This is a genomic window from Janthinobacterium sp. SUN100 (genome assembly GCF_030397705.1).
Lineage (GTDB): Bacteria > Pseudomonadota > Gammaproteobacteria > Burkholderiales > Burkholderiaceae_D > Janthinobacterium > Janthinobacterium kumbetense.
This window is the reverse complement of sequence record NZ_JAPUBU010000008.1, coordinates 35,430-62,231: the sequence shown is the minus strand read 5'-3', so window position 1 is coordinate 62,231 and position 26,802 is coordinate 35,430. Positions and strand designations below refer to the sequence as shown.

Here is a 26,802-nt window from a genome sequence, read left to right as displayed (position 1 = left end):
ATGGCGCCAGTATGGCCAGGCTTGCCCTACGAGAAGATGATCGCCGCATGACATTTTTATCATCCGCGGCGGCGTGCGTGCGGCGTAAAATGGTTTCATATTCCCATTAGAAAGCCGCCATGCGCATCCTGGTCATTGAAGACGAACCGAAGACGGGCGACTACCTGCTGCGCGGCCTGGCCGAGTCCGGCTTTACGGTGAGCCTGGCGCGCAACGGCCGCGACGGCCTGCACATGGCCGGCAGCGAGGCGCCCGATCTGATCGTGCTCGACGTCATGCTGCCCATCATGGATGGCTGGCAAGTCTTGCGCGCGCTGCGGCTGCAGGAAGGCGGCGCGGACGTGCCCGTGATTTTCCTCACGGCGCGCGACGAGGTGCAGGACCGGGTCAAGGGGCTGGAACTGGGCGCCGATGATTACCTGGTGAAACCGTTTGCCTTTGCCGAGCTGGTGGCGCGCATCCGCACCCTGTTGCGGCGCGGGCCGCCGCGTGAAGACGACGTCATCCGCATCGGCGACATGGAAATCGATGTGATGAAACGCAAGGTCAGCCGGCAAGGCCAGCGCATCACCCTGACGGCCAAGGAATTCGGCTTGCTGCATCTGCTGGCGCGGCGCCAGGGCGAAGTGCTGTCGCGCTCCATCATCGCCTCGCAAGTGTGGGACATCAATTTCGAGAGCGACACCAACGTCATCGACGCGGCCATCCGCCGCCTGCGCAGCAAGCTCGACGACCCCTTCGAACCCAAGCTGATCCACACCTTGCGGGGCATGGGCTATGTCTGCGAAGTGCGCGCGCCGACCGTACCCGACAACGGCGCCGGCGCATGAAATTCTCGCAACTGCGCCGCTCGCTGACCCTGCGCGTCACGCTCGTGTTCGTGCTGATCGTGGCGCTCGTGTCGGCCGGGCTGGGCATGCATCTGTACCGTTCATTTGTGGCGGAAATCGAGCGCCGCGACGATATTTTATTGTTGGGAAAACTGCGGCAAATCCAGCAACTGCTGGGCAATGCCGGCACCCTGGATATCATCCGCGAGCGGCCCCAGTATTTCCGCGACACCATGAGCGGGCAAGAAAATTCCCTGGTCCGCATCGTGCGCGCCGATGGCACGCGTTTGATCGATGTCAATCCGCACGGCGAGATGGTGGCGCATGCTGTTCCCGTGGCCGTCGATGTGCCCGTGACGGCCGGCGACATCGTCAGCTGGACCAGCCGCGACGGCTATCCGGCCAGGGTCGTGGCGGCCAGCGCGCGCATCGGCGATCCCGCGCAGATGGCCGACATTTCCGTTGCCCGGGTCTATGGCGACCGCACGGCCATGTTTGCGGCCTACCGCTGGCAGATCGTCGTATCGGTGGCCGTCAGCGCGCTGGTGGCGGCCTTGCTGGCCAGCGTGATGTTGTTGCGGGGATTGCGGCCATTGCGCAATATCGCCGCGCATGCGGCTCTTGTGCGGCCGGGCAAGCTGGAGCAGCAACTCGATGCGCGCGGGGCACCGACGGAGCTCTTGCCCTTGATCCAGGCGCTGAACGCCATGCTGGCGCGGCTGCAGGAAGGCTATGCGCGGCTGTCGCAGTTTTCCGCCGATCTCGCGCATGAATTCCGCACGCCCGTCACCAATCTGCTGGGGCAAAGCCAGGTCATGCTGGCCCGCCCCCGCAGTGCGCACGAGTATGAACAGCTGGTGTCGTCGAATGTGGAAGAGCTGGAGCGGCTGTCGCGCATGATCGACAGCATGCTGTTCCTGGCACGGGCGCAGCAGGATGAAATGGTGCTCGTCAAGCAAGTCCTGCCCGTGCAGGACGAGTTTTTAAGGCTGGCCGATTTCTTTGAAGGCTTGGCCGAAGAGCGCGAGCTGGCGCTGGCTTGCCACGGCAGCGGCGCTGTGACGGCCGAGCCGCAACTGCTGCGCCGCGCGCTGGGCAATTTGCTGTCGAACGCCATCCGCCACGCGGCGCCCGGCAGCACGATACTGCTGCGTTCGCACGCGACGAACGAGGGTGTGGAATTGAGCGTGAGCAACCTCGGTCCCGCCATCCCCGCGCGCCACCTGCCGCACCTGTTCGAGCGCTTTTACCGCGCCGACCCGGCCCGCAGCGATTCGGCCGCTTCCACAGGCTTAGGATTGGCCATCGTCACGGCCATCATGGAGCTGCATGGCGGCAGCGCAAGCGTGGCGTCCGACGCGGCCGCCACGACGTTTACCCTTGTTTTCCCCGTTGAGAACGCCTGATAAAACTGTAGCGAGCGCAAGAGAGGTTTCGGTGCCCCCGAGGCAGTGAGCATCGGAGGCGGCAAACCGCTACGCGCAGCAGGTTTGCTCAGGTGTTTACCCCATTTCCACCAAAAACTCATGCATGCCCGTATGCGGCAACTGCGCGCAGGCGGGCGCAAAATGCGGCAACTGCCCCCACAGCAGCGGGTTGCCGACGATGTACACATGGTGTTGCGCGCGCGTCAGGGCCACGTTGAGCAGGTTCGGCGTAGCCGCCGCCCATTGGGCGGCGCCGGCCGTACTGTCGTCGGCGCCGAGGACCAGCATCACCACGCTTTGTTCCTTGCCCTGGAAGGTGTGCACGGTGCCCACCATCTGGCTGCTCCACTGGCGCAATTCGCGCGCCGTCGGCGCCTTGCCATAGCCGAGGCGGCGGTCCCAGTCCATGTCGACGATGCGCGAACGCAATTCGTTGCGCACGGCCTTGAACGGCGTGATCACATACATGTCCGGCAGCTTGCCGTCGCGGCGATACAGCTTCAACAGTACTTCCAGCACGAAATCGAGCTGCACGGGCACCACCTGCTTGTAGCTGACGGGGCCGACGGCGTCGATCCAGCAGCTGGGGCCACGCGTCAGGCCCCGGGCGCCGGCCGGCGGCGTGCGCTCGGCCAGCCCGTAGACCATCTTGTCTTCGTAGGCGATGCTGTTGGCCAGCGAAAACATCGGTTCCACGCAGCGGCGGTGCACGCGCAGGGGGCTGCCTATCCACAGCGGCTGGGCGCTGCCGGCGCCGACGACGGCGCCATAGCGGTTGGCCTTGTCTGCCAGGGTCTGCACGGACACGGACGTTGGCGCATAGCTGCCATCGCGCGTGTGCGGCGACAGGGCGGACAAGGTTTGCACGAGGCGGCCCGGCACCGTGAACACGGGTTCGATCTGCAGCGGGTCGCCCACGACGATGGCGCGCTTGGCGCGCCACAGGCTGCCCAGCGCCGCTTGCGGCACGGCCTGGCCCGCTTCATCGATGAACAGCCAGCCCAACGATTCGGGACCCATGCCCTGGAACTGGCGCGCGAACGAGGCAAACGTGGTCGACACGACGGGCACCACCATGAACAGGCTGTGCCACACCATGGCGATGTGCGACTGGTCGTAGGCGCGTTTGTTTTTCAGCAATTTGGAAACGGCCAGCAAGTTGCCGCCAAAGCCGGGGCCGCCCTTCTTCGCTACCTCGGCCAGCCACGCTTCATGCAGGGCCAGGGCCTTGGCGAACAGGCGCGAGCGCAGGCGCGCCAGGGCCGGTTCATGCCACAGGCCGCCAATTTGCAGGGCGTCGCCGTCCAGCTCGTCCAGGGTCGCCGGCGCGATGATGGTGGGGAAACGCATGCGCGCGCGGCGCAGCAGTTCCGTGCTGTCATCCCATTCGCGCTGGCGCGATTGCGCCGTGCGCAGGGCGATGTGCAGGCTGTTGCGGGCGCGCTCGCAGCGCGGCTCCAGTTCGCCTTTCAGCAGCAGCTTGATGGCGGACACGTCGCGCGCGGCCTGGCGTTGCGCTTCGGCGTTGGCCACGACGGCATCCTTGTAGGCACGCGCCGGGGCCGTGCGGAACAGGCGGGCAAAGAAGCCGGGCTGCGTCAGCGCCACCAGGCGTTCCTCTTCCAGCAAATCCTTCTTGCTGGCGAGCAAGGTGTCCTGCTGCGCCAGCGCGCCGGACAGGGCGCCGTTGGCCGCATCCATTTCTTGTTCCGCGGCAATCAGCGCATGCTGGCTGGCCTCGATGAAATCGGCTTCCGTGCACGTGCCCACGGCTTGCCACAGGGCCGCGTATTGGGCGTGCTCGGCCAGGGCCTTTTCCACCACGTGTTCCGTTTCGCGAAATTCGCGCGCGGCCTGGGCGAAGCTGACGCCCTGGTAGCTGGCCAGCCATTGGCGGATATTCTGCGCGTTCGGCGTCTTGCGCGCCGTGCTCTTGTCCCAGTCGTCGTCATAGAAATTGCTGACGAAGCGGCGGCGGTTCGCGTTGTTGCCCAGCGCACAGGACATCAAACCCCAGGGCGCTTCCGCCTCGCCCAGGGCGCGGTTGGCGCCATTGCCGTCCGCCACGACCCGGCGCGCCACGCTTTCGAAATAGCGCGTGCGCGCCCATTCCTTGCCCAGCTGCTTGGGTTTAGGTAAATCGCCGGAAATGTTTTCCACGGCCGCATTGTTTGACGAAGCGACGACCATTTCAAAGCCCGTCAGTTCCGGGCGCAAGCGGGCAATCGTGATGGGGTCGCGCACGCCTTCGAAGGCGACGGCTACCTTGCCGATGAAGGCGTCGCCGGCGCGGTCCAGGCAAGACAGCACGGTGGCGCGGCGCACGATGTTGTCAGCGAACAATTCACGCAACAAGGTCGTCTTGCCCGTGCCGGGCGGGCCGTTGACGGAAAAGATGCCCCGCTCGTGCAAGCCCGTGCGCGCGCCATGGATGGCGAACTGCTGCATCAGGCTCATGGCGTAGCTGGCGTCTTCCAGCCAGTGTCCCCGGTTCATGTTGGCCGGATTGAGCATGGCGGCCAGCGCCTGGCGTCCTGCCGGGCTGTACAGGTCGATGCGCTCATCCTGCGCCAGCGGTGTCAAATAGGCGGCGACCGTCGCGGGCAGCTTGCCGCCACGCAATGCGCGGATGATCTGTTCCAGGTCGTCCAGGTAAAAACTGTTGAGGATATCGATCGAGGGTTCCACCGCGTCGCCGAAGTCCAGGGTGCGGTTCTGGCTGGTCCCCAGCGTATCGGCGTCCGTCGCGGTCACGCGTTTCTTGCGCGTGCGCAATTCCAGCACGGCCAGCGGCTGGCCGGCGGACGGGCGGAAACCGGCCCAGTCCATCAGCAGGTCGGCCAGGGCGGCAATTTCCATGCCGGACAGGGGTGACGAGACATTGCCCGCCTCGTCCGTCACTGGCTGCGGCGCGCGGCTTGCCGCGAAATTGCGCAGGCTGTCTTGCAGCGCCAGCTGGCTGTCGCTGAAGGCGTCCAGGCTCAGGCCGGACCAGTCCGGCGTGCGGGCGCGGCCCAGGGCCCACGGCAAGGTCGACACGGACACGGGATCGAACTGTGGCTCACCCAGCGCATTGAGGTTCAGGCGGGCAAAGCACGAGCGTCCCAGCAGTTCTGTTTTTTCTGTTTCGGCAATGTTTTCCGGGCCGTTGGCCGGCGGACAAGCCTTGTTGATTTCGGCCTTGTCGAACACGCCGAGGAACAGGCTGAAGCCGTCGATCTCGCGGTCGGACGGCACTTGCCATTGCGTGGCGAACTGCGGCGGCAATTGCGCCAGCTGTTCGCGCTGCAGGAGGCGCACGGTGGACGGGTCTTCAACGTCCGTGATTTGATTCAGGTCAAACGGGATAAAGAATTCGATCTTGTGCCAATACTCCAGGATAGCCAGGAGGCGCTGCTGTTCTGCCTGATTCATGATGACCAATATTTTGTAAAGCGAGCGAGGATTGTAAAGCGTATGCGCGGTGCACGTTTTGCACTTTTGTCTATTGCGCGGGCTTTGCCGCAAAAAAAGTGATGATTGCGGACGAAAAAAAGCCAGGCAGCAACTTCCTGCCTGGCTTTCCCGTAGTGAGGATGTTGCTATTGGTTAAAACTCTTCCCATTCGCTCTCGGCGCCGGCATTGCTGCGGCGTGCCGGCGCGGCCGCCACGGCCTTGCGCGCGGGCGCGGGCCGGGCTGCGGGAGGCGCGATTTTTGCCGCCGCGGGTGCCGCTGCGGTGCGTACCGGCGTCAGCCTGGGTGCGCTGGCGACATGGTTGCCGGTTTTAAAGAAACCCACGACGTGGGCCAGCTCGCCCGCCTGTTCCTGCATGCTTTGCGAAGCGGCAGCTGCCTCTTCCACGAGGGCCGCGTTTTGCTGCGTCACTTCATCCATCTGGGCAATGGCCATGTTGATTTGCTCGATGCCGATGGTCTGCTCGTGCGTGGCGGAAGTGATTTCGCCCATGATGTCGGTCACGCGCACGATGCTGTCGACGATGTCGCCCATGGTCTGGCCCGCTTCATTGACGAGGCGCGAACCCGTGTCCACGTTGGCGACGGACGCGGCGATCAGTTCCTTGATTTCCTTGGCGGCCGAGGCCGAACGGTGGGCCAGGTTGCGCACTTCCGTTGCCACGACGGCGAAGCCACGGCCCTGTTCGCCCGCGCGTGCCGCTTCCACGGCCGCGTTCAAGGCCAGGATGTTGGTCTGGAAGGCGATGCCGTCGATGACGCCGATGATGTCGACGATCTTGCGCGACGATGCATTGATGGTGCCCATGGTGTCGACCACTTGCGAAACGATGCTGCCGCCGCGCACGGCCACTTCCGACGCGCTTTTCGCCAGCTGGTTCGCCTGGCGCGCATTGTCCGCGTTCTGTTTCACGGTCGAGGTCAGTTCTTCCATGGCCGACGCCGTTTCTTCCAGCGAACTGGCTTGCTCTTCCGTGCGCGAGGACAGGTCGAGGTTGCCGGCGGCAATTTCGCTCGACGCCGTGGAGATGGCCTCCGTGCCGTGGCGCACTTGCGCCACCACGCCCAGCAGGCTCGTGTTCATGGCTTTCAGGGCGCCCAGCAGGCGGCCCGTTTCATCGCTGGAATTGACGACGATGTGCGACGACAGGTCGCCCGAGGCCACGGTTTCGGCCACGCTGACGGCCGCATTGATGGGCTGGGTGATCGAGCGCGTGATGATCCAGGCAACGAAGGCGCCCAGCAGCACGGCCACGCTGCCCAGGGCTATCATGGAAGCGCGCGCGCTCGTGCTCAGCGTTTCGGCGTCCGTCGCCGCCTGCGCCGCCTGCTGCGCTTCATAGGCGACCAGGCTGTCGAGCGCGCCCAGCACGATCTTCAGGCTCGGTGCCGCCTGCTGCGTCAAAAAGGCGATCGCTTCTTCCGTCTGGCCCGCATTGCGCAGCTCGATGACCTTGTTGTTCAGCGGCGCACCCGATTTCAGGGCCGCGTCCAGTTCGGCCATCAGCGCCGTTTCCTTGTCCGTCGAAATCTTCTTTTGCAAGGTTTCCTTGGCCGCGCCGTATTTCTTGCGCGCTTCGCCGATCTTGGCCAGTTCCGCCTGCACCAGCGCTTCCGTCGGCGCCACCACAATGCTCGTGATCGCCAGGGTAATGTTGCGCACGTTGTCGCTCATGGTATTGGCGGCCGCCATCTTGACGTTCTTGTCGGCCACGATGTCGTGCGTGCGCGCGCTTAATTGCCCCATGGAATACAGGCCGACGAGCAAGACGGCCACCAGCAGGCCGAGGACGACAGCAAACCCGATCCCGAGCCGGGTGCCGATTTTGAATTGTGTGAGTGACATGATTGCTTTCGTGTTGCGGAAGTGAAGGAAAACGTCGACAGGCCAGGGCTACGGGTTTATACGTAAGGGCGACCAGCCTGTAATTGTTCCTCAAAATTCCGCACTGCAATACAAAAACTTGTATCAAGTCCCCGAAAAGTTTAAAAATTGGTAGCAAATTAAATAAGTTGTCGTGTGGAAACAACGAGCGCGGCGCCGGATGCGGACTCAGCTTTCCGGAAACACGTGCGTGGCCAGGAAGTCGATGAAGGCGCGTAGTTTCGGCGTCAGGTGGCGGCTGCTGGGCCACAGGATGCGAAAGGCCCCGTCGTGCCGGCGGTGCGCGTCCAGCACCGGCTGCAAGCGGCCGCTAGCGAGCGCCGCGCGCACGGCAAAGTCGGGCAGGGCGGCGATGCCCAGGCCGCTTTCGGCAAAGTGCAGCAGGGTTTCGACATTGTTGCAGTTCAGTAGGGCCGGCAAGCCGGCCGCCTGCAAGGCGGGCCATTCGGCCAAAGGCCAGGCCTCGACCTTGCCGCTGCTGGGAAACTTGTACAGCAAACAAGTGTGCTGCGCCAGGTCGGCGGGCAGCTCCGGTATGCCGTGCTGCGCCAGATAGGCGGGCGCGGCCACCAGCTGCAGCTGGAACTGGCCCAACTGGCGGCTCATCAACCGGCTGTCGGCGCTTTCGCCCGCGCGTACGACGGCGTCGTAGCCTTCCTCGATGACATCGACCCGGCGGTCGCTGAAATCGAGGTCGAGTTCCACCAGCGGATAGGCGCGCGCAAAGGCCGCCAGCACGGGATTGAGCAGGCTGCCCACTTGCGGCAGGCTGACGCGCAGCCGGCCTTGCGGCGCGCTTTTGCTGTTCGACAACTCCAGCTCGGCCGCCTCGACCTCGCCCAGGATGCGCCGGCAGCGTTCGAGAAACACGGTGCCTTCGCTCGTCAGCGCGATGCTGCGCGTGCTGCGGTGAAACAGGCGCACGTCCAGGCGCTGTTCCAGCCGCGCGATGCTCTTGCCCACGGCCGAGGCGGAAATGCCCAGCACCCTGCCCGCCGCCACGAAACTGCGCGTTTCGGCCGCCTGCACGAAAGCCGTGAATCCCGCCAGGTTATCCATGTTGTCCCCGTTTCATCACCGTTGATTGCGGATGCCAGCGTCCGCACAGACAGAAACTATAGCCTGTTTTTCTTTGATCGCGCCTGGCTTACCTTGGCAGCCTGATCATTTGAAAGGCTCAGCCATGATGTACAACTTCTCTCCCGCGGCCTTGTCCGCCCGCATCGATGCCTTGCTGGACCTTGTTTTGCAGCAGCAGCGCCTGGCGGGCGCCGTGGTGCTCGTGCGCCACCGTGGCCAGGACGTGTATCGCCGCGCGGCCGGCCGCCTGGACCGCGAGGCGGGCACGCCCATGATTGAGGACGCCGTCTTCCGCCTGGCATCCGTCAGCAAACCCATCGTCTCGACGGCCGCGCTGGCGCTGGTGGGGCAGCAGCGCCTTGGCCTGGACGACCTGGTGGCGCGCTGGCTGCCGTATTTTGCGCCGCGCCAGCCGGACGGCGCCGTGGCGGCGATGACCGTGCGCCACTTGCTCACGCACACGGCCGGCCTCGACTATGGCTTCTTCCAGCCGCCGGGCGGCGCGTATGCGCAGGCGGGGGTGTCGGACGGCATGGATGCCTCCCGTATTTCCTTGGAGGACAACCTGCGCCGCCTGGCTACCGTGCCGCTCGCGTATGCGCCGGGCGAGCGCTGGGCGTATTCGATCGCCACCGACGTGCTGGGCGCCGTGATCGAAGCGGTGACGGGCTTGCCGCTGGCGCGCGCCGTGGAATATCTGGTGACGGCGCCGCTGGCCATGCGCGACACGGGTTTCCTGGCGATGGATCCGGCGCGCCTGGCCGTCGCCTATGCGGACCGCGCAGCGGGAGAATCCCGGCCGCGCCGTTTGCTGGACGCGGGGGAAGACCATCTGCCGTTTCTCGATGGCATGGCTGGGTTTACCTTGTCGCCGGCCCGTGCCCGCGATGCGCACGCCTACCCGTCCGGCGGCGCCGGCATGGTCGGTTCCGCCCCCGACTTCATGTGCCTGCTGGAAACCTTGCGCCTGGGCGGCGCACCGCTGTTGCCACCGGCGCTGGGGCGCCAGATGGGCGAAAACCAGACGGGGGATTTCGACTTGCCGTTCTGGCCCGGCCGCGGCTTCGGCCTGGGTTTTACCGTGCTCACGGACCCGCAACTGGCCGCCACGCCCGAGTCGGCGGGCAGCTGGCGCATGGGCGGCACGTATGGCCACTCGTGGTTTGTTGACCCTGCGCAAGAATTGTCCGTGGTGGCGTTCACGAATACGGCATTGGAGGGCATGGCGGGGCCGTTCGTGACGGAGCTGTGCCAGGCAGTGTATGGCGTGGAGCAGTGGCAATGACGGCGGCCATGACGCGCCCGCACCCCATCGTCTTCCTCGCGCTGGGCTTGTTCGGCGTGTATTGCATCGAGTTTGGCGTGGTGGGCATCTTGCCGATGATCATGCAGCGCTATGCCGTGACGGCCGCGCAGGCGGGCTCGCTGGTGAGCCTGTTCGCCCTGGTGATCGCCGTGGGCGGCCCCTTCCTCGTGCTGCTGGCCACGCGCTGGCGCCGCAAGAACGTGCTGATCGTTTCCCTGCTCGTGTTCGCGCTGGCCAGCGCGGCGTCCGCCTATGCGCCCCGCTTCGAACTGCTGCTGGCGCTGCGCATCGTGCCGGCCCTGTTCCACCCCGTGTATTTCTCGCTGGCCATGGTGGCGGCCGCCGCCCTGTATCCGCCACGCGAGGCGGCGCGGGCCGGCGCGCATGCGTTCACGGGCACCAGCATGGGCATGGTGCTGGGGATTCCGCTCACCACCTGGATCGCCGCGCAGTATGGCTATGAGGCATCGTTTCTTGCCTGCGCCTTCGTCAACGCGCTGGCCGCGCTGGGGCTGTTCCTGTTCTTGCCGGCCACGCCGCGCGAAGCGCCGATGGCGTATGGCCGCCAGCTGGCCGTGCTGCGCAAACCCGCCCTGTGGCTCGCGATTGCCGCCGCCGTACTGGTGTTTGCCGCCATGTTTGCCGTGTATGCGTATGCGGCCGCTTACCTGCAGCAGGTGGCGGGCTTGTCGGCGCGCCAGACGGGGCTGGCGCTGGTGGTGTTTGGCGTGGGCGGCGTGGCGGGCAATCTGTTCGCGGGGCGCCAGCTGGGCACGCATGTGCTGCGCACGGTCGTGCTGCAGCCACTGCTGCTGGGGCTGGCGTACTGGCTGCTGTACCACCATGCGGGAACTGGTCCCGGCTGGGCGGCGCTGGCCGTCTTGCTGCTGTTCTGGGGCGCGACGCACACGAGCGGGCTGATCGTCACGCAAGTATGGCTCAGCAGCGAAGCGCGCGAGGCGCCCGCGTTCGCCATCGGCGTGTATATCGCCGCCATCAACCTGGGCGTGACGGTGGGCGCACTGGCGGGCGGCGTGGCCATCGCCCGCTACGGCATGCCGGGGGCGCTGGCTTGCGGCGGGCTGTTCGGTGCGCTGGCGCTGGGCTTGATCTTGCTCAAGGCGTGGCGTTACCGCCCATCGTCAGTCTTGAATATGGTTGGGGATGCGAAACAGTAGATCCGTGTCGCCGATGTCCACGCCCGCCTGCGACAGCAGGGTGCTGGCCTGGCCCCGGTGATGGGTCTGGTGATTGAAGAAATGCATGAGCAGGCTGAAAAATTCGCGCCGGTTCGGCCCCTTGCTGTTGCGGTAATCGAGCAGGTGGTCCAGGTCCTCTTCGCGGATGGAGGCGGCCCAGTCGACGATGAGCTGGTCCAGCCATTGCCGGTGCGCATGCATGGCGGCAAAATCCTCGGCCGCGAACAGCGGGTGCGTGAGCGACGCGGGCGGCGTGATGGCACGGATGGGGTCGAGCAGGGGGAAGCCGGCCGGATGCTTCGCATAGCGCTGCAGCCAAAGCGTGTCGCCCACCATCACGTGGTTCAGGGTAGCCAGCAGGGAGCCGAAGAAGGCGCCCCGCTCGCGTTGCAGCTCTTCGGGCGGCAGGCTGGCCGCCGCCGCGTAGACCTTGGCATTCATCCACTGGTTGTAATCGGCCATCAGGCAAAGGTGGGCGCAACGGCTCATGCTGGACTCCTTCAGTGGATGAGTGACTATGTTAAACGGATTTCAGGAACGCCCGTATGCCGGCGAGCAACATTTCAATGGCCATCGCCGTCAGGATCAAGCCCATCAGGCGTTCAAACGCCGTCATGACCCTTGGACCGAGCGCCCGCTGCAAGCGTTCCGCGCACAGGAAGACGGCCAGCCAGACGGCGGCCACGGCCGTCAAGCCCGCCACGTGGGCGATGACGTCGTTCATTTCATGCGAGGAAAACAGCAAGACGGTCGCCAGGGCCGACGGGCCGGCCAGCGCGGGGATGGCCAGCGGCACGATGAACGGTTCGCCGCCCATCTCGTGGTCGCTATTGCCGGCGTTGGGCTGCGGAAACACCATGCGCATGGCGATCAGGAACAGGATCACGCCGCCGCCGATGCGCAGGGCGACTTCCGACAACTGCAAGGCGTTCAAGAAATGGCGGCCGAAGAACATAAACAGCAGCAAGATGCCGAAGGCGATCATGCACTCGCGCACCACGACTTTCCAGCGCCGCTCGACCGGCACACGCTTGAGGGCATTGACGAACAGGGAAACGTTGCCGAACGGATCGGTGACGAGCAAGAGCAGGATAAAAGTCTGGAAGAAATTCTGTGTCATGGTGGTGTGATTGAGGTCAACACTGCTGCCAGGATGGGCGCGGTGCGATAAGGCTTGCGATGATAACAAGAGCGGCGGCTATCGCCCATGATTATTGATGCATAGCAGCATTTTTTTTACGCAGCGATGACTTTTGCCTGGTAAAACGCGGTGGGCGTGGTGCCGAAATGCTTCCTGAACATGGCGGTGAACGCACTTTGGCTCGTGTAGCCATTGTCCATGGCCACGTCGATGACCTTGCTGCCATGCGCCAAGTGTTCCAGCGCCCGCAGCAAGCGCGCCTGCTGGCGCCACTGGCCAAAGCGCATGCCCGTCTGTTTCTGGAACAAGCGGTGCAGGCTGCGCTCGGTGATCGCCAATTCCTGCGCCCAGTGTGCCACCGTCTGCTGCTCGCCCGGCTGCTCCATCAGCCGCGCGCAAATGCCGCGCAGGCGCGCATCGATGGGCAGCGGCAGATACAGGGGCAGCACGGGCAGGCTGTCGAGCTCGTGCAGCAGCAATTGCAGCAGATGCCAGTCGCGGCTGCCTTCCGTGAAATCGGGCGCGATGTCGACGGCCGCCACGATCAGTTGCCGCAGCAGGGGGCTGATGTCGAGCACGCAACTGTGGCGCGGCAGTAATGGCGAGCTGGCGCAATCGATGAAGACGGTGCGCATTTTCACGGCGCCGCTCATGCGCACCTGGTGCGCGATGCCGGGTTGCAACCACACGCCGCGCGTGGGCGGCACCACCCAGCGCCCGCCCTGCGCTTCGATGGTCATCACCCCTTCGATGGCGTACAGCAATTGCGCATGCGTGTGGCGGTGCACGGAAATCACGTGGCCATGCGCATAGTCGACGGCCAGCGCCATGGCGCGCGCCGTGACGGGCAGCAATTCCTGAAAGGCGGCGGAGGAACAATCCATGAAAGAGGGTCAGTTTTGCGATAGGTGTGGACATCTTAGCGCGAGAAGGCGCCGCGCGCCTGCGGCATGATGGTTCCCCCGCAACTATTCCCGGAGTAACACATGCCCGTGCGCGCCTATCTGTACCCGTTCCTGGCCATGCTGCTGTGGGCCGGCAACGTCGTCGTCTCGAAGCTGGCCGCGTCCAGCATCGCCCCCACGGCCATCACTTTTTACCGCCTGGTGCTGGTCTTGCTGGTGATGACGCCGTTTATCGCCCGTCCCCTGTGGCGCAACCGCGCCGCCCTGCGCCGCCAGTGGCGGCAGCTGGCCCTGTGTGGCGTGATGTCGATGGCCCTGTTTCAGAGCCTGTCCTACCGCGCCGCCGAATCGACGACGGCGACGAATATGGCCATTGTCACGGCGTTGGCGCCGCTGATGACGGCCCTGCTCAGCGTGCTGCTGCTGGGCGAACGCCTGACGCTGGGCATGGCGGCCGGCGGCGTGCTGTCGTTTGGCGGCTTGCTGTACCTGGTGGGGCGCGGCGACGTGCTGGCCTTGCTGCAGCAGGGCGTGCATGCGGGCGATGCACTGATGCTGCTGGCTTGCTTGGTCTTTGCTTTGTACGGCGTGCTGCTGCGCCGCTGGCGTTTATCGATTCCCGCCTGGCAAGCCATTTATTGCCAGGCCCTAGCGGCGCTGGCCTGCATGCTGCCGCTGTTCCTGCTGTTGCCGCCCGGCAGCGCCAGGCTGGACGCCACCACCTTGCCGCTGATCGGCTATGCGGGCATCGGTTCGTCCATCGTACTGTCCTACCTGTGGATCGAAGGCGTAAAACTGCTGGGGCCGAACCGCTGCAGCATTTACGTCAACCTGCTGCCTTTGCTGACGGCCTTGCTGGCCATCGTCTGGTTGCACGAAAGCATGCATATGTACCACCTGGTCGGCGGCGGGATTTCGCTGCTGGGCGTGCTGCTGGCGCAGACGGTGCAGCGGCCCCTGTGGCGCCAGCGTCCTCGCGTGTCCGGTCTTGCCTGAATGGCCATGCATAATGGCGGTTTTTCGGCAGTGGAGTTGACATGCGGCAAACATTTTGGATGAGCACGATGGCGGCGCTGCTGGCGCTGGGAAATGCGGCGCCGGCGCAGGCGGCGCGTTTCTATGAAGGCGTCCCCATGGCCACCGCCAAGGTTGTCGAGCGCCGCGATGGCGGCGTGGTGCTGGCTTTCCTGCGGGAAAACGGCGAAGTCAACGGCTACTATTGCCAGTGCAAGGGCATCAGCGACAAGCGCATGAACCTGGACAAGTATGGCAAGGCCAGCATCGCGGCCGTGTTCCAGGTCGACCTCGACAGCGAAGGCGAAACGACGTTCGTGCTTAGCCGCAGCGCTGGCAGTGGCACGGCGTATGGTTTGCATGCTTACCGCTACGAATCCAGCGGCGGCAAGATGTTCAAGGTGGTGACCTTGCAGCCCACCCTGGACGCCCTCGTGCGCGGCGCCAAGGTCATGGATGAAGCGCGGGTGCGCGCCGCGCTGGGCCGTTTGCAGCTGATCGACTACAGCATCGATTACGCGCCCACGGGCGTGGCCGAATTCGACGCCATCGAGCATGGCCATGGCACCCTGGTCGGCTATTTCAATATCGATGGCGAGTTATTGCCAGGCAAGCCGGCCGATAAGCCCGCATTTGCCTATAAAAAAACTTTCCAGGAGAAGGATGGTCATTTCCTCACGGTCACCTATCTGCTGGGCAAGGGCTGGCAAGGGGGGCGCGCGCCCAGTTATCACGCCAAGTGGATCACCTGGGAAACGCAGCCGCAGCATTTTGCCGCCAGCCAGGATGGCTTGTTTATCGAATATGACGTGAATTGCTGCGTGGGCAGCGTGTTTGCCCGCGGCCAGTATGCGCATGGCAAGCGTACCGGCGTATGGCACTACGAAGAGGCGAACACCATCCGCTCGTCTGGCGCCTTTGTCGACGACAAAGCGGAAGGACCATGGACGTATGAAAGCGGCGATGAAACGACGACGGGACAGATGCTCAAGGGCCAGCGCACGGGCCGTTGGGAAGTGAGCCCTGGCGTGGCCGAATGGCGCGAAGCGGACATGCACAGCTTCACCGGTTACGACCATTTCGTGAAAGATCGCCTGGATGGCCCCAGCGAGCGCCGCATCGATGGTGTGGTGCAATGGCAGGGCAACTATGTGAACGGCAAGAAGCAGGGCCAGTGGGTGGAACCTGGCGGTGGCGGCCGTTATGTCGACGACGTCAAGCAGGGGCCGTGGAAGAAGGCGACGCCGGACGGCGGCTGGCAAGTGCTGACCATGCTCGATGGCAAACCGGAAGGCAAGCTGGAACAATATGGGGCCGATGGCCAGCTGGAACTGGTCGAACATTACTGCCTGGGCAAGCTGGAGGGATCGATGGAAAGTTTTTATCCGGATGGCAAGCGGCGTTACCAGGGTAGTTTTGCAGACGGCGAGCGCGATGGCGCGGAAACCCTGTTTTATCCCGATGGCGAATTGCCGCAATTTCACCGCAACTGGCACCAGGGCGTGTTGCATGGCGTCAATATCGAGAATTTCCAGAACGGAAAACCGAAGCAGATCGGCGCCTACGACATGGGCAGGAAAACGGGTCGCTTCCAGTATTTCCGCGACGATGGCCAGCTGATCGAAGAAACCATGTATTAACTTGCTGACTAGCATAAATGGCATTCCGCCGCGACCGCGCACGACAGCGGAATGCCAGTTCTGCGCAAAAAACATCATCCACTTGTTACAAATCGTGAAAATCCATGCTGGATGTTGCTACTGGTAATCTTTCCCTGTATCTTGCAGTCAGGAAATTAAAAGTACGGGAAACCTCAACCTCGTTGCCCTGTATTGCACTCCTGACGATATGCGCGGGCCGCCTTCCCCCTGCTGCCGCACACGCCGTATCGACCTGTCCTGAACAATTCACGTGACCCGCCCATCTGGCGTTTGCCGCTATCTCGTCCGGCATACGCAGGCATGGTTGCGCCCTTACCAAGGAAACTGCATGTTGTCGAACATAACAATAAAAATGCGCCTGATCGCCACCATGAGTGTGCTGGGCTTGCTGATCGCTGTACTGGGCGTCATGAGTATCATCAGCCTGAAATCGGCCAACAACAGCCTCAACGAGGTCTACAGCAATCAGCTGGCATCGACGCAAGCGATCGGCGAATCGCAAATTGCCCTGGGCCGCGCCCGTTTCACGATGGACCGCGTGATGGTGCACCCGGATGCGCCGGATGCCAAGGAGACCCTGGCCCGCGCCGAACAATTCCTGGAAGCGTCCAACAAGGCCTGGAAGGTGTACCTGGGCTTGCCGCAAAGCGCGGATGAAAAGCGCCTGTCCGACGACATGGACAAGAAGCGCAGCGACTACATGAACAATGGCGTGCTGGCCATGAGCAAGGCTTTGCGTGAGGGTAACATCGAGCAAGCCGACGGCATGATGATGAAGGGGCTGACGCCGCTGTATCGTACCCTGGACCAGGCTGCCGAAACATTGACGCAATACCAGGCCACGTCGGCCGCCGCGATGTATGCGGAAAGCCAGTCCAGCTACCACACGCAGGTGACCATGGCCATCGGCGGCATGATCATCGGCGCCTTGCTGACCATCATTTCCAGCATCCTGCTGCTGCGCGCCATCTTCGGCCCGCTGGACCAGGCCCTGCGCCATTTCGGCGCCATTTCCGACGGTAACCTGGCCAACGACATCGTCATCACGCGCCATGACGAGATGGGCGCCTTGCTGACGGGCTTGCAGAAAATGCAGGAACGCCTGTCGAGCACCGTGCGCGGCGTGCGCGACGGCAGCGGCGCCATCGCCACGGCCAGCAATGAAATCGCCTCGGGCAACCTGGATCTGTCGAGCCGCACGGAGCAGCAAGCGTCGAGCCTGGAAGAAACGGCATCCTCGCTGGAAGAGTTGACCTCGACCGTCAAGCAGAATTCCGACAATGCGCGCCAGGCGAACCAGCTGGCCGTCTCCGCATCGGACGTGGCCGTCAAGGGTGGCGCACTGGTGGCGCAAGTGGTCGATACCATGGGCACCATCAGCGAATCGTCGAAAAAGATCGCCGACATCATCGGCGTGATCGATGGCATCGCCTTCCAGACGAATATCCTGGCCTTGAACGCGGCCGTGGAAGCGGCCCGTGCCGGCGAGCAAGGCCGTGGCTTTGCCGTCGTCGCCACGGAAGTGCGCAACCTGGCGCACCGCTCGGCCAGCGCCGCCAAGGATATTAAAGTGCTCATCGAAGCGTCGGTGCAGAACGTGGGCGCCGGCAGCGCGCTCGTCAGCCAGACGGGCACGACGATGGATGAAATCGTCTCCAGCATCCGCCGTGTGACGGACATCATGGGCGAAATCAGCGCCGCCGGCCGCGAGCAGGAACTGGGCATTGGCCAGATCAATCAAGCCGTGGCGGAAATGGATACCGTGACGCAACAGAATGCGGCGCTGGTGGAAGAAGCGGCGGCGGCCTCGGAATCGATGCAGGAGCAGGCGGCGGCGCTGGCCGAAATGGTCAGCATTTTCAAGCTCGACGCCAACCATAGCGGTCCGGCAGCGGCCAAGCCTGCCTTGCGCAAGCCTGTCGTGGCCGCCGCCAGCACGGCCTTGAAACGCCCGGCGCTGCGCCTGGCGCCGGCCGGTGCCGCTGCCGCACCGGCCGCTGCCGCCAAACCGCGTCCGGCCAAGCCTGCCGCAGACAACAGCGGCGAGTGGGAAGAGTTCTAAGTTACTGCTTGCGTTACTGCGCTTCCAGGGCAACTTTGCTGCCCTGTTCCTGCAAGCGCGCCGCCTCGGCCAAGGCTTGGGCACGCGCTTCCTCTGCCGCCTGTTCCGCTTTCTCCAGTGCATCATGGCGCGCTTGCAGCGCCGCCCGGGCGCGCACGAAGACGATCTTGATGGCCGCCATCACGGGCACGGACAGGAAGATGCCCACCACGCCCCCCAGCTGGTCGCCGGCCAGCAAGCCGACGATCACCATCAGCGGGCTCACTTCCACGCCTTCGCTCATCAAGTACGGGTTGACCACGTAATCCTGGAACAAGCGGTAGGCGGCGATAAAGCCGATCAGCCAGAACACGTGCTCGAAACCGCTGAAACCGGCCACGACCACGGCGATGACGGCGGCCGCCAGCGGGCCGGCAAACGGGATGAATTCCAGCAAGGCGGCCGCGCCGGCCAGCAGCAGGCTGTACGGCACGCCCATCAGGGAAAAGGCGATGCTGTAGGATACAAACGTGGCGATCGACAACAGCAGCAGGGCGCGCACATAGCGCGACAGCAGGATGTCGAGGTCGTCGATGATGGCGCCCCACAGCTTCTTGTTGGGACGGTTCAGCAGGGACAGCAAGCCGTAGCGCATGTCCGGGCCTTCCTTGATCAGCAAAAAGCTCAGCACGGGCACCAGCACCAGATAGATCAGGTTGCTGGCCGCATGCATGACGGTCAAGCCCAGTTCCTTCGCCAGCGGCATGGCTTGTCCCGTACCGCTGCTCAGCTGCGTCTGCATGAACGACAGCAGGCGCGCGCGCAACGGTTCCATGAATTCCGGCAAAGGAATCCGCTCGGCGAAATTATTGCCCTTGAGCAGGGTCGGCAATTGCGCGCTGAGTTTGCTGGCTTCTTCCTCGATGCGGGCGCCGAAGATGGAGCCCAGTATCGCCACCAGCAAGATCACCACGAGGAAGACGATGCCGATGGCAGCCGTGCGCGGCAAGCGCTTTGGGCCATGGCGCTCCAGCAGGCCGATCAGCGGATACACGAGGTAGCTGAAGAAAATGGCAAAGACCACGACGATCAGGGTCGACGAGACCTTGTAGGTAAGAAAGAGCAGGAAGGCGATGAGGAAAGCCGTCCACACCATCTTGGCAACGCGCAAGTTAAAACCGAACATATGAATTCCTTAGGGCAGGATGCGACGCAAGCGTGACTGGCTTGAAGGGCAGGGTGGGCAAGGCAGGGATCGGGCCGCGCCGCACGGCCGGAAATCATACCGCAAAATGCCAAAATGCCATGCTCTTGTGCGTAATGGCAATGCTTTCCCCTGTCTGGACTCCCCTCAGGCCTATTTTTCCCGCCAACTGGCGACGGTGATGAAGACGCCATCGTCCTTGTCGGGCTCGCGCAAGGTCACCGTATAGCGGCCGCTCGCATCGCTGCCCGTGAACACGACCTTGTCGTCATGGCCTTTTACTTGCGCGCCCTTGGCCAGCGTGGCGTAGGTGTTGAGCACCCAGTGGAAATCGGCATAGCTGCGCAGGGTGATGCTGGCGTCGGGCAGGGGCTCGTCGCCAGCCTCGGTTGCTTCCGTTTGTGTGCGCATGGGCAAAGCGGCCAGGCCCGCCGGTGCGATGAGCTTGCCGCCGCTGGAACTGCTGCTCAATTCCGCATTCGGCAGCAGCAGGTGCCGCAAGCTGGCGGGAAAGCCGGGCGGCACGTCGCGCGCTTCCCAGCCGGGCTGGCCGGGGCGGGTGGTGATGTATTCCACCGCAGCAATGCTTTGCCGCCGTTCCGGCGCGGCCTGTGCCAGCATGGCCGGCAGTTGCCGCGCCCACACGAGCAGCGGCGCGGCCATCTCGTCCTCTGCGCCCGGCGGCAGGAACACCGTCAGCACGGCGTGCGTGGACGGCAGGCAGGCTGGAGCGGCGTCGCCGATGGCGGCCCGGCAATGGCCGTTGACGAGGCCCAGGGCCAGCAGCTTGCGTTGCGGATCGAACAGCATGGCGGCGCGCCATGCACCGTGCGTGCTGGCATCGATGGAGGCCAGCACGGAGCGTCCGTCGGGCAACATGGTGCGCGTGATGTCGTCGAGCGACTGCATGCTGTCGAGCACCTGACGCGCGATCAGGGTGTTGCCCTGCGTATAGCTGCCGCGCGCGTAGCCGAGCAGTTTCAAGACATCGGCGCGGATTTCAGGATGCGCGCTCAGGCGCAGCGGCGGCGACGGCACGGGCACGGTGGCGGCCACGAAGGCCGCATCCTCGGCAGGAATGGCTTGCGCCATGCTGGAAAGCGGCAGGCATAGGGCGGCGCACAGCGACAGCATGCGAACAGTGATTTTTCCTGGGGTATTCAATGACTATCCTTGTCGAGACGCCATGCCGGAGGGCTTGCCGGCATGCGCGGGCCGCGATCTTAGCATTTCAGGAATGAATCTCTTTCTGCTAAGCTTGGCTATTGAATCACTGTCCCCCGTTGTCATGGCCCAGATCACTATTTCCTGCAGTATTCCCGTCGACGATGCGGCAGTGACCGAGTTCCTGCACAAGTACCTGGGCCGCTCGCGCCTCGGCACGGCCAGGATGTTGCGCATGGGCGAGAAGGGCTGTTTCTATACCGGCTCCTTGTATACGGACGAACACGCCAAGGTGAGCCGTTTGATCCGCCGCATGCTGGCCTTCTTCGAGAGCAAGGACATTGCCTTGACCATCCTCAAGATCGGCGCCCAGGACAGCTGGTATGCAGTGGACCCCGAGCAGCGCGATCCCTGGAAGATTGCGCCGCAAACCTTGCTGGCGCTGCTCGATGCGGCGCCGGACGGTGGCGTTCAGGCGGCGTTGAGCACGTAGCGGTTCTTGCCGCTTTTCTTGGCCTGGTACAAGGATTCATCGGCGCGCCGGTAGCTGTGCGACAAGTCGGCTTCCTTGATCAGTTCGGCCATGCCGATGCTGACGGACACCTTGCGTTCCGGCACGAAAGCCGCCTCGACGCTGTCGACCAGCTGCGCGGCAAAGGCGCAGGCGGCGTTCTTTTCACCCAGATAAATGACGGCAAATTCCTCGCCGCCCAGGCGGCCGCACAGGTGCTCGCCCGACAGTTCACCGATCACCTCGGCGATCTTTTTCAGCACCTCGTCGCCCACGTCATGCCCGTACACGTCGTTGATTTGCTTGAAGTCGTCGATGTCGATCATCAGGAAATACGCGGGCGTATGCGCCGTGCGCTGCAAGGTGCGGGCGCTTTGCGTAAACATGCGTCGGTTGTTGAGCCCGGTCAAGCCATCCTTGTAGGCCATCGTCGCCAGCTCGCGCTGGGCGCGGTAGTTGTTGATGCGCAAGACGAGAAAATAGATATTCAGCGCCAGGCCGATGATCACGCTGATGGTGACGGCCAGCACGGGCCAATGCTGGTCGGCCTGGCCCGCATGCACGGGAAACTGCCCCAGTCCCAGGATGGCCCACACGCACAGCGATACGCCCAGGTAATACGCGATGCCGCTGAAGATGGGCGCCGTCGTGAGGGTGATCATCACGCCCAGCGGCAAGACCCAGAAAGCGGGATCTTCCGTGCCCAGCATCAGCACGCGAAAGCTGAAAGCGATGAACAGCACGCTGATGGTGCCGCTGGCGATGATGGCTTGCAAGGACTTCGCATACACGGTCAGCAGCAGCCCGACCAGCATGCCCGTCAAGCCCAGCGCCGCCTGCGCATGATCGAGCGAAGCGCGCGGCAAGGTCAGGCTGAACGTGACCAGCCAGCAAGCCAGGCCAAACGTCAGGATGGCTATCGAAATGAAATGCAGTTCCTTGAAAAAGCGCTGTTGCTGCTCCCGTTCTCCTGAAAAGAACAGGTAATAGAAGGCAGGAGACAGGCTGCGCGAAGTGAACATTGCATTTGTCCAGGCAGACAACACGCCTTGCGGCAGGGACGCCTCCCGGCAACGGCAGGCGGCATGGCGCGCGCACAAAATTAGTTGCGCTCAGGAACTAGTGTACTGGTTTCTTGGGGGCAGTGGGGAGAGTGGCGAGGAAAACGGCTGACACTGTCCTGCCGCCGCCACAGTGGCATATGGCGGCGGCAGCGCGCGGGTCGTCACAGGTCGCGCGCCAGCACCTGGCCGATCAAGTCCTTGCCAAAGCTGTGATGCGCCTCTTCCTCGACCAGCTGGAAGCCGGCCTTGTCGTAGATGCGGCGCGCATCGGTGAGGATGCTGTTGGTCCACAATACCATTTTCGTATAGCCGACCTGGCGGCTGAAGCGCAGGCACTCGTCGACCAGGCGGCTGCCGATGCCCAGGCCGCGCGCGCAGGGATCGACATACAGCAGGCGCAGCTTGGCCGTCGTGTCGTCCTGGCGCACGATGAAGACCGAACCGATCACCTTGCCGTCCTTCTCGGCGATCCAGCAGCGCTCGCGGGCCGGGTCGAATTCCCGCACGAACTTGGCGAGGATGTCGGCAACGAGCGCCTCGTATTCATTGTTCCAGCCATATTCCTGCGCATACAGCACGGCTTGCCGGTGGATGATCCAGCCCATGTCGCCCGGCTGCGGATTACGCAGGAGATAGCTGGGCGATGGTTCCCCCAGCAAACCCTGGATTTGCTCCATGGCAGCGACCAGCTCCTGCTGCGCCGTCGACGGCAGACGTTCCAGCATGGCGGCCACTTCGCGCCGCGAGGCGTCGACCAGGGGCGCGAGGGTGCGCTGTCCCTGCCCGGTCAGCTGCAATTGCGCCGCGCGTGCATCCGTGGGCGAGCGCGTCTTGGCGATCAGCCCCTGCTTTTCGAACCCGGCAATGACCCGGCTCAGATAGCCAGCGTTCAAGCCCAGTTCGCGGCACAGGTCCGCGCTGGTCAGCTGCTCCCGGTGCGCCAATTCATACAGGATGCGCACTTCCGTCAGAGAAAATGCGCTATCCAGCAAGTGCTCATGCAGCACGCCAATCTGGCGCGTATAGAAACGGTTGAAACGACGCACGATCTCCGTGCGTTCGCCGAGTTGATCCGCCTGCATGTGACACCTCCATTTACTTGCTTATAGCAGATTATTGCTTGCTTAAAGCAAGTATGTCAATAGGGCGGCAGGATTCTGGCAGGCATAAAAAAAGCGGCCCTGAAGAGGGCCGCCTTGGCAGTCACGCAAACCAGGGAAGCTGGCTTACACGTCGATATTGCCCGCGCGCAGCGCGTTGTTTTCGATGAAGGCGCGGCGTGGCTCCACGTCGTCGCCCATCAGGGTCGTGAAGATTTGATCCGCCGCAATGGCGTCTTCGATCTGCACTTTTAACAAGCGGCGCACGGTCGGGTCCATCGTCGTTTCCCACAGTTGATCCGGGTTCATTTCGCCCAGACCTTTGTAGCGCTGTTTCGAGACCGTGCGTTCGGCTTCGTCGCGCAGCCATTGCATGGCCTGGTGGAAGTCGACCACGGCGATTTCCTTGATGCGCTCGCCTTCGCCGCGGCGCACAAACGCGCCTTCGCCGATCAAACCTTCGAAGGTGGCGGCGCCGCTGCTCAGCACGGCGTAGTCCGGGCCTTGCACGAAGTCGGCGTCGATGGCCGTCACTTTGACGTTACCGTGGTACATGCGCTCGATGTGCAGCTTGTGTTTTTCCGACAAGTCGTCGGAACGCACATGCACGCGCACGGCGCTGTCGTTGATGGCCGTCTGCAGGGCCAAGGCGGAGGTTTCCGCCAGGTCCAGGGTCGACAGGTCCAGCTGCACGCCCGTCATGATGGCCGTCAGGGCGGCGCGGTCGATGACGCGCGTCAAACGCGTCATGATGGTGTTCGACAGGTTGAACTTGCGCACCAGTTCCGTCAGCGTTTCGCCGGAAATGCCTTCCGCGCCTTCGCGCGGCACCAGCATGGCCGTGTTCAGCGCCACGGTCATCATGTAGCTCGCTTCCTCGGCGTCATCTTTCAGATAGCGCTCGTCGCGGCCCGCCTTCACCTTGTACAGCGGCGGTTGCGCGATGTAGATGTGGCCGCGCTCGACCAGTTGCGGCATCTGGCGGTAGAACAGGGTCAGCAGCAGGGTACGGATGTGGGCGCCGTCGACGTCCGCATCGGTCATGATGATGATGCGGTGGTAGCGCAGTTTCTCGACGTTGAATTCGTCCGGTCCGATCGAGGTGCCGAGCGTGGCGATCAGGGTGGTGATCTGCTCCGACGACAGCATTTTTTCGAAACGGGCTTTTTCCACGTTCAAGACTTTACCGCGCAGCGGCAGAATCGCCTGGAACTTGCGGTCGCGCCCTTGTTTTGCCGAGCCACCTGCCGAGTCACCCTCGACGATGTACAGTTCGCACAGGGCGGGGTCTTTTTCCTGGCAGTCGGCCAGCTTGGCCGACAGGCCCAGGCCATCCATGATGCCTTTGCGGCGCGTCAAGTCGCGGGCCTTGCGGGCCGCTTCACGGGCGCGCGCCGCTTCGACGATCTTGCCGCAAATGATCTTGGCGTCGTTCGGTTTTTCTTGCAGGTAATCAGCCAGCGTCTTGGCGACGATCTCTTCGACGGGGCCGCGCACTTCCGACGACACCAGCTTGTCCTTCGTCTGCGACGAGAATTTCGGTTCCGGCACTTTCACGGACAAGACGCAGGTCAAGCCTTCGCGCATGTCGTCGCCGTTGATTTCCACTTTCGCCTTCTTAGCGAACTCGTGTTCATCGATGTATTTGTTGATCACGCGCGTCATCGCCGCGCGCAAGCCCGTCAGGTGGGTGCCGCCGTCGCGTTGCGGGATGTTATTCGTGAAGCACAGCACCTGTTCATTGTAGGCATCGTTCCACTGCATCGACACGTCGACCGAGATATTCGTGTTCTGGTCGGACATGCGCTCGCCCGTGGCCTGGAAAATGGTCGGGTGCAAGACCGATTTGGCCTTGTTGATGTATTCGACGAAGCCGCGCGTGCCGCCTTCGAAGGCGAAGACTTCTTCCTTGCCCGTGCGCTGGTCCGACAACTTGATGTTGACGCCATTGTTCAGGAAGGACAGTTCACGGATGCGCTTGGCCAGGATTTCGTAGTGGAATTCCACGTGCGTGAAGATTTCTTCGTCGGCCCAGAAATGCACGTCGGTGCCGCGCTTGTCCGTTTCGCCGATGACCTTGATCGGCGAGGTGGCGATGTCGCCGACCATGACGATCTGGCGGTCTTGCGGCACGCCGCGCACGAATTCCATGTGATGCACTTTACCGTCGCGGCGGATGGTCAGTTTCAGCAATTTCGACAGACCATTGACGCAGGACACACCCACGCCATGCAAACCGCCCGATACTTTGTACGAGTTCTGGTCGAACTTGCCGCCCGCGTGCAGTTCGGTCATGACGATTTCCGCCGCCGAACGCTTCGGATCGTGCTTGTCGTCCATTTTCAGGCCGGTTGGCACGCCGCGGCCATTGTCGGTGATCGAGATCGAATTGTCGCTGTGGATGGTGACGTGGATTTCCGTGCAGTGGCCGGCCAGCGATTCATCGATCGAGTTGTCCAGCACTTCGAATACCAGATGGTGCAAGCCGGTGCCGTCCGAGGTGTCGCCAATGTACATGCCCGGGCGTTTGCGTACGGCTTCCAGGCCTTCCAGGATCTGGATGGAGGCGGCGCCGTATTCTTCCGTTTTGGCCTGGATCGGGGTGTCTTGTGGATTCTCGGACATGGACTGCTTTCTCAAATAACGATTGCTGATTGCGGGGCCTGACCCTGTCGGATCAGACCCCAGTTTTGCATTGGGTTACGCTTAAATGCGCATCGGCATGACAACGTACTTGAAGTCCGCGTTGTCAGGGATGGAGATCAGGGCGGACGAGTTCGAGTCGCCCAGCGCGATGTTGACGTATTCGCATTTCAGGTTGTTCAGCACGTCCAGCAGATACGTCACGTTGAAGCCGATGTCGACGGAATCGCCGCCGTAGTCGATTTCCAGCTCTTCGACGGCTTCTTCCTGATCCGCATTGGTCGAGCTGATCTTCATGCTGCCCGGGGTGATGATGCAGCGCACGCCCTTGAATTTGTCGCTGGTCATGATGGCGGCACGTTGCAGCGAGCGCAGCAGTTCATCGCGGCCGATGGTGAAGTCGTTTTTGTAGCCTTTAGGAATCACGCGCGTGTAGTCGGGGAACTTGCCTTCCACCAGCTTCGAGATCAGCTCGATGTCGGCAAAGGTCAGTTTCACCTGGTTGGCGGCGATGTCCAGCTGCACCGGCTCATCGTTCTCTTCCAGCAGGCGCTGCAGTTCGATGATGGTTTTGCGCGGAATAATCACTTCCTGGCGCGCAAACGTCTGCTCGGTAGCGACCTGGCAAAACGCCAGGCGGTGACCGTCGGTGGCCACAGCGATGACATTGTTGCCATCCAGAACCAGCAGCAAGCCATTCAGGTAGTAGCGGATGTCTTGCTGCGCCATCGAGAAATGCACCATGTTGAACAGGTGCTTCAAGGTTTTCTGGGGCAGGGTGACGGACGCGTTGTAGCTTTCCGCTTGTTGCACGGTTGGAAACTCTTCCGCCGCCAAGGTTTGCAGGGCGAAGCGCGACTTGCCCGTTTGCACGGTCAGGCGCTTGTTCAGCAGGGTCATCGTGACGTCGCCCGATTCGGGCAGGGCGCGCAGGATGTCCAGCAGCTTGCGCGCGGCCACGGTGGTGCCGGTGACGTCCGCGCCGGAACCGATTTCCGCGTGCGTGGTGATCTGCACTTCGGTGTCGGTCGACAGGAAGGAGACATTTTCACCGTCTTTGCGGATGAGGATATTGGCCAGAATCGGCATAGTGTGCCGACGCTCGACAATACCGCTCACGATCTGCAGTGGCCGGAGAAGGGTATCTCGGGTGGTTTTGACCAATTGCATAT

20 protein-coding genes are annotated in these 26,802 nt (G+C 63.2%); 8 read left to right on the top strand and 12 right to left on the bottom strand.

Annotation, left to right across the window (positions count from 1 at the left end; all coding sequences use genetic code 11):
- Positions 1 to 119: 119 nt before the first annotated feature.
- Positions 120 to 830 (top strand): heavy metal response regulator transcription factor, encoded by a 711-nt coding sequence (locus tag O0881_RS28330; RefSeq protein ID WP_289914006.1) that lies wholly within the window; start codon positions 120 to 122, stop codon positions 828 to 830.
- Positions 827 to 2,236: a heavy metal sensor histidine kinase gene (locus tag O0881_RS28325; RefSeq protein WP_289914004.1), complete on the top strand. Its 1,410-nt coding sequence runs from the start codon at positions 827 to 829 to the stop codon at positions 2,234 to 2,236. Before O0881_RS28330 ends, O0881_RS28325 begins: the two co-directional genes overlap by 4 nt.
- A 96-nt stretch (positions 2,237 to 2,332) precedes the next feature.
- On the opposite strand, the gene O0881_RS28320 is transcribed toward O0881_RS28325, so the two are convergent.
- From O0881_RS28320 to O0881_RS28310, 3 genes are all read right to left on the bottom strand, one after another.
- A complete protein-coding gene (locus O0881_RS28320) occupies positions 2,333 to 5,671 on the bottom strand; it encodes an AAA domain-containing protein (RefSeq protein WP_289914002.1) in 3,339 nt (1,112 codons plus the stop codon).
- Between the two features lie 174 nt (positions 5,672 to 5,845).
- Complete coding sequence (locus tag O0881_RS28315) at positions 5,846 to 7,558, bottom strand: methyl-accepting chemotaxis protein (RefSeq protein ID WP_289914000.1); 1,713 nt, start codon at positions 7,556 to 7,558, stop codon at positions 5,846 to 5,848.
- A 207-nt stretch (positions 7,559 to 7,765) separates the two neighbouring features.
- On the bottom strand, positions 7,766 to 8,656 hold the full coding sequence (locus O0881_RS28310) for a LysR family transcriptional regulator (protein WP_289913998.1): 891 nt from the start codon (positions 8,654 to 8,656) through the stop codon (positions 7,766 to 7,768).
- 124 nt (positions 8,657 to 8,780) lie between these two features.
- Between O0881_RS28310 and O0881_RS28305 the strand changes: the two genes are divergently transcribed.
- A complete protein-coding gene (locus tag O0881_RS28305) occupies positions 8,781 to 9,962 on the top strand; it encodes a serine hydrolase domain-containing protein (protein ID WP_289913997.1) in 1,182 nt (393 codons plus the stop codon).
- Between the two features lie 8 nt (positions 9,963 to 9,970).
- On the top strand, positions 9,971 to 11,161 hold the full coding sequence (locus O0881_RS28300) for an MFS transporter (protein ID WP_289913995.1): 1,191 nt from the start codon (positions 9,971 to 9,973) through the stop codon (positions 11,159 to 11,161).
- Here the strand turns inward: O0881_RS28300 and O0881_RS28295 are convergent.
- The 3 genes from O0881_RS28295 to O0881_RS28285 all read right to left on the bottom strand — a co-directional run bounded on the left by O0881_RS28295 (position 11,126) and on the right by O0881_RS28285 (position 13,207).
- Entirely contained in the window at positions 11,126 to 11,671 is a 546-nt protein-coding gene (locus O0881_RS28295) for a DinB family protein (RefSeq protein WP_289913994.1), read from the bottom strand. The genes O0881_RS28300 and O0881_RS28295 overlap by 36 nt on opposite strands.
- 31 nt (positions 11,672 to 11,702) lie before the next feature.
- Positions 11,703 to 12,302: a MarC family protein gene (locus O0881_RS28290; protein WP_077398149.1), complete on the bottom strand. Its 600-nt coding sequence runs from the start codon at positions 12,300 to 12,302 to the stop codon at positions 11,703 to 11,705.
- 116 nt (positions 12,303 to 12,418) lie between these two features.
- Positions 12,419 to 13,207: a helix-turn-helix transcriptional regulator gene (locus tag O0881_RS28285; protein WP_289913992.1), complete on the bottom strand. Its 789-nt coding sequence runs from the start codon at positions 13,205 to 13,207 to the stop codon at positions 12,419 to 12,421.
- A 102-nt stretch (positions 13,208 to 13,309) separates the two neighbouring features.
- On the opposite strand from O0881_RS28285, the gene O0881_RS28280 reads away from it, so the two are divergent.
- From O0881_RS28280 to O0881_RS28270, 3 genes are all read left to right on the top strand, one after another.
- The gene (locus tag O0881_RS28280) at positions 13,310 to 14,224 is read left to right on the top strand and encodes a DMT family transporter (RefSeq protein ID WP_289913990.1); all 915 of its coding nucleotides are present in this window, start codon (positions 13,310 to 13,312) and stop codon (positions 14,222 to 14,224) included.
- Positions 14,225 to 14,265: 41 nt separating this feature from the next.
- The gene (locus O0881_RS28275) at positions 14,266 to 15,882 is read left to right on the top strand and encodes a hypothetical protein (protein ID WP_289913989.1); all 1,617 of its coding nucleotides are present in this window, start codon (positions 14,266 to 14,268) and stop codon (positions 15,880 to 15,882) included.
- A gap of 349 nt (positions 15,883 to 16,231) precedes the next feature.
- Positions 16,232 to 17,965: a methyl-accepting chemotaxis protein gene (locus tag O0881_RS28270; protein WP_289913988.1), complete on the top strand. Its 1,734-nt coding sequence runs from the start codon at positions 16,232 to 16,234 to the stop codon at positions 17,963 to 17,965.
- A gap of 13 nt (positions 17,966 to 17,978) precedes the next feature.
- Here the strand turns inward: O0881_RS28270 and O0881_RS28265 are convergent, their stop codons facing one another.
- Both O0881_RS28265 and O0881_RS28260 read right to left on the bottom strand, forming a co-directional pair.
- Positions 17,979 to 19,130 (bottom strand): AI-2E family transporter, encoded by a 1,152-nt coding sequence (locus tag O0881_RS28265; protein WP_289913986.1) that lies wholly within the window; start codon positions 19,128 to 19,130, stop codon positions 17,979 to 17,981.
- 171 nt (positions 19,131 to 19,301) lie between these two features.
- Complete coding sequence (locus tag O0881_RS28260) at positions 19,302 to 20,312, bottom strand: hypothetical protein (protein WP_289913983.1); 1,011 nt, start codon at positions 20,310 to 20,312, stop codon at positions 19,302 to 19,304.
- A 124-nt stretch (positions 20,313 to 20,436) separates the two neighbouring features.
- On the opposite strand from O0881_RS28260, the gene O0881_RS28255 reads away from it, so the two are divergent.
- Positions 20,437 to 20,805 (top strand): hypothetical protein, encoded by a 369-nt coding sequence (locus O0881_RS28255; RefSeq protein ID WP_289913981.1) that lies wholly within the window; start codon positions 20,437 to 20,439, stop codon positions 20,803 to 20,805.
- Here the strand turns inward: O0881_RS28255 and O0881_RS28250 are convergent.
- The 4 genes from O0881_RS28250 to dnaN all read right to left on the bottom strand — a co-directional run bounded on the left by O0881_RS28250 (position 20,784) and on the right by dnaN (position 26,800).
- A complete protein-coding gene (locus O0881_RS28250; protein ID WP_099666155.1) occupies positions 20,784 to 21,845 on the bottom strand; it encodes a GGDEF domain-containing protein in 1,062 nt (353 codons plus the stop codon). The two genes, O0881_RS28255 and O0881_RS28250, sit on opposite strands and share 22 nt — an antisense overlap.
- Positions 21,846 to 22,048: 203 nt before the next feature.
- Positions 22,049 to 22,969 carry a GNAT family N-acetyltransferase gene (locus tag O0881_RS28245; RefSeq protein WP_289913978.1) on the bottom strand — a complete coding sequence of 307 codons (921 nt, stop codon included), beginning with the start codon at positions 22,967 to 22,969 and terminating at the stop codon, positions 22,049 to 22,051.
- A gap of 144 nt (positions 22,970 to 23,113) precedes the next feature.
- Positions 23,114 to 25,612, bottom strand: coding sequence for a DNA topoisomerase (ATP-hydrolyzing) subunit B (gene gyrB / locus O0881_RS28240; protein ID WP_289913976.1), 2,499 nt, complete (start codon positions 25,610 to 25,612; stop codon positions 23,114 to 23,116).
- Between the two features lie 81 nt (positions 25,613 to 25,693).
- Entirely contained in the window at positions 25,694 to 26,800 is a 1,107-nt protein-coding gene (gene dnaN, locus O0881_RS28235) for a DNA polymerase III subunit beta (protein WP_034754341.1), read from the bottom strand.
- Positions 26,801 to 26,802 lie beyond the last annotated feature (2 nt).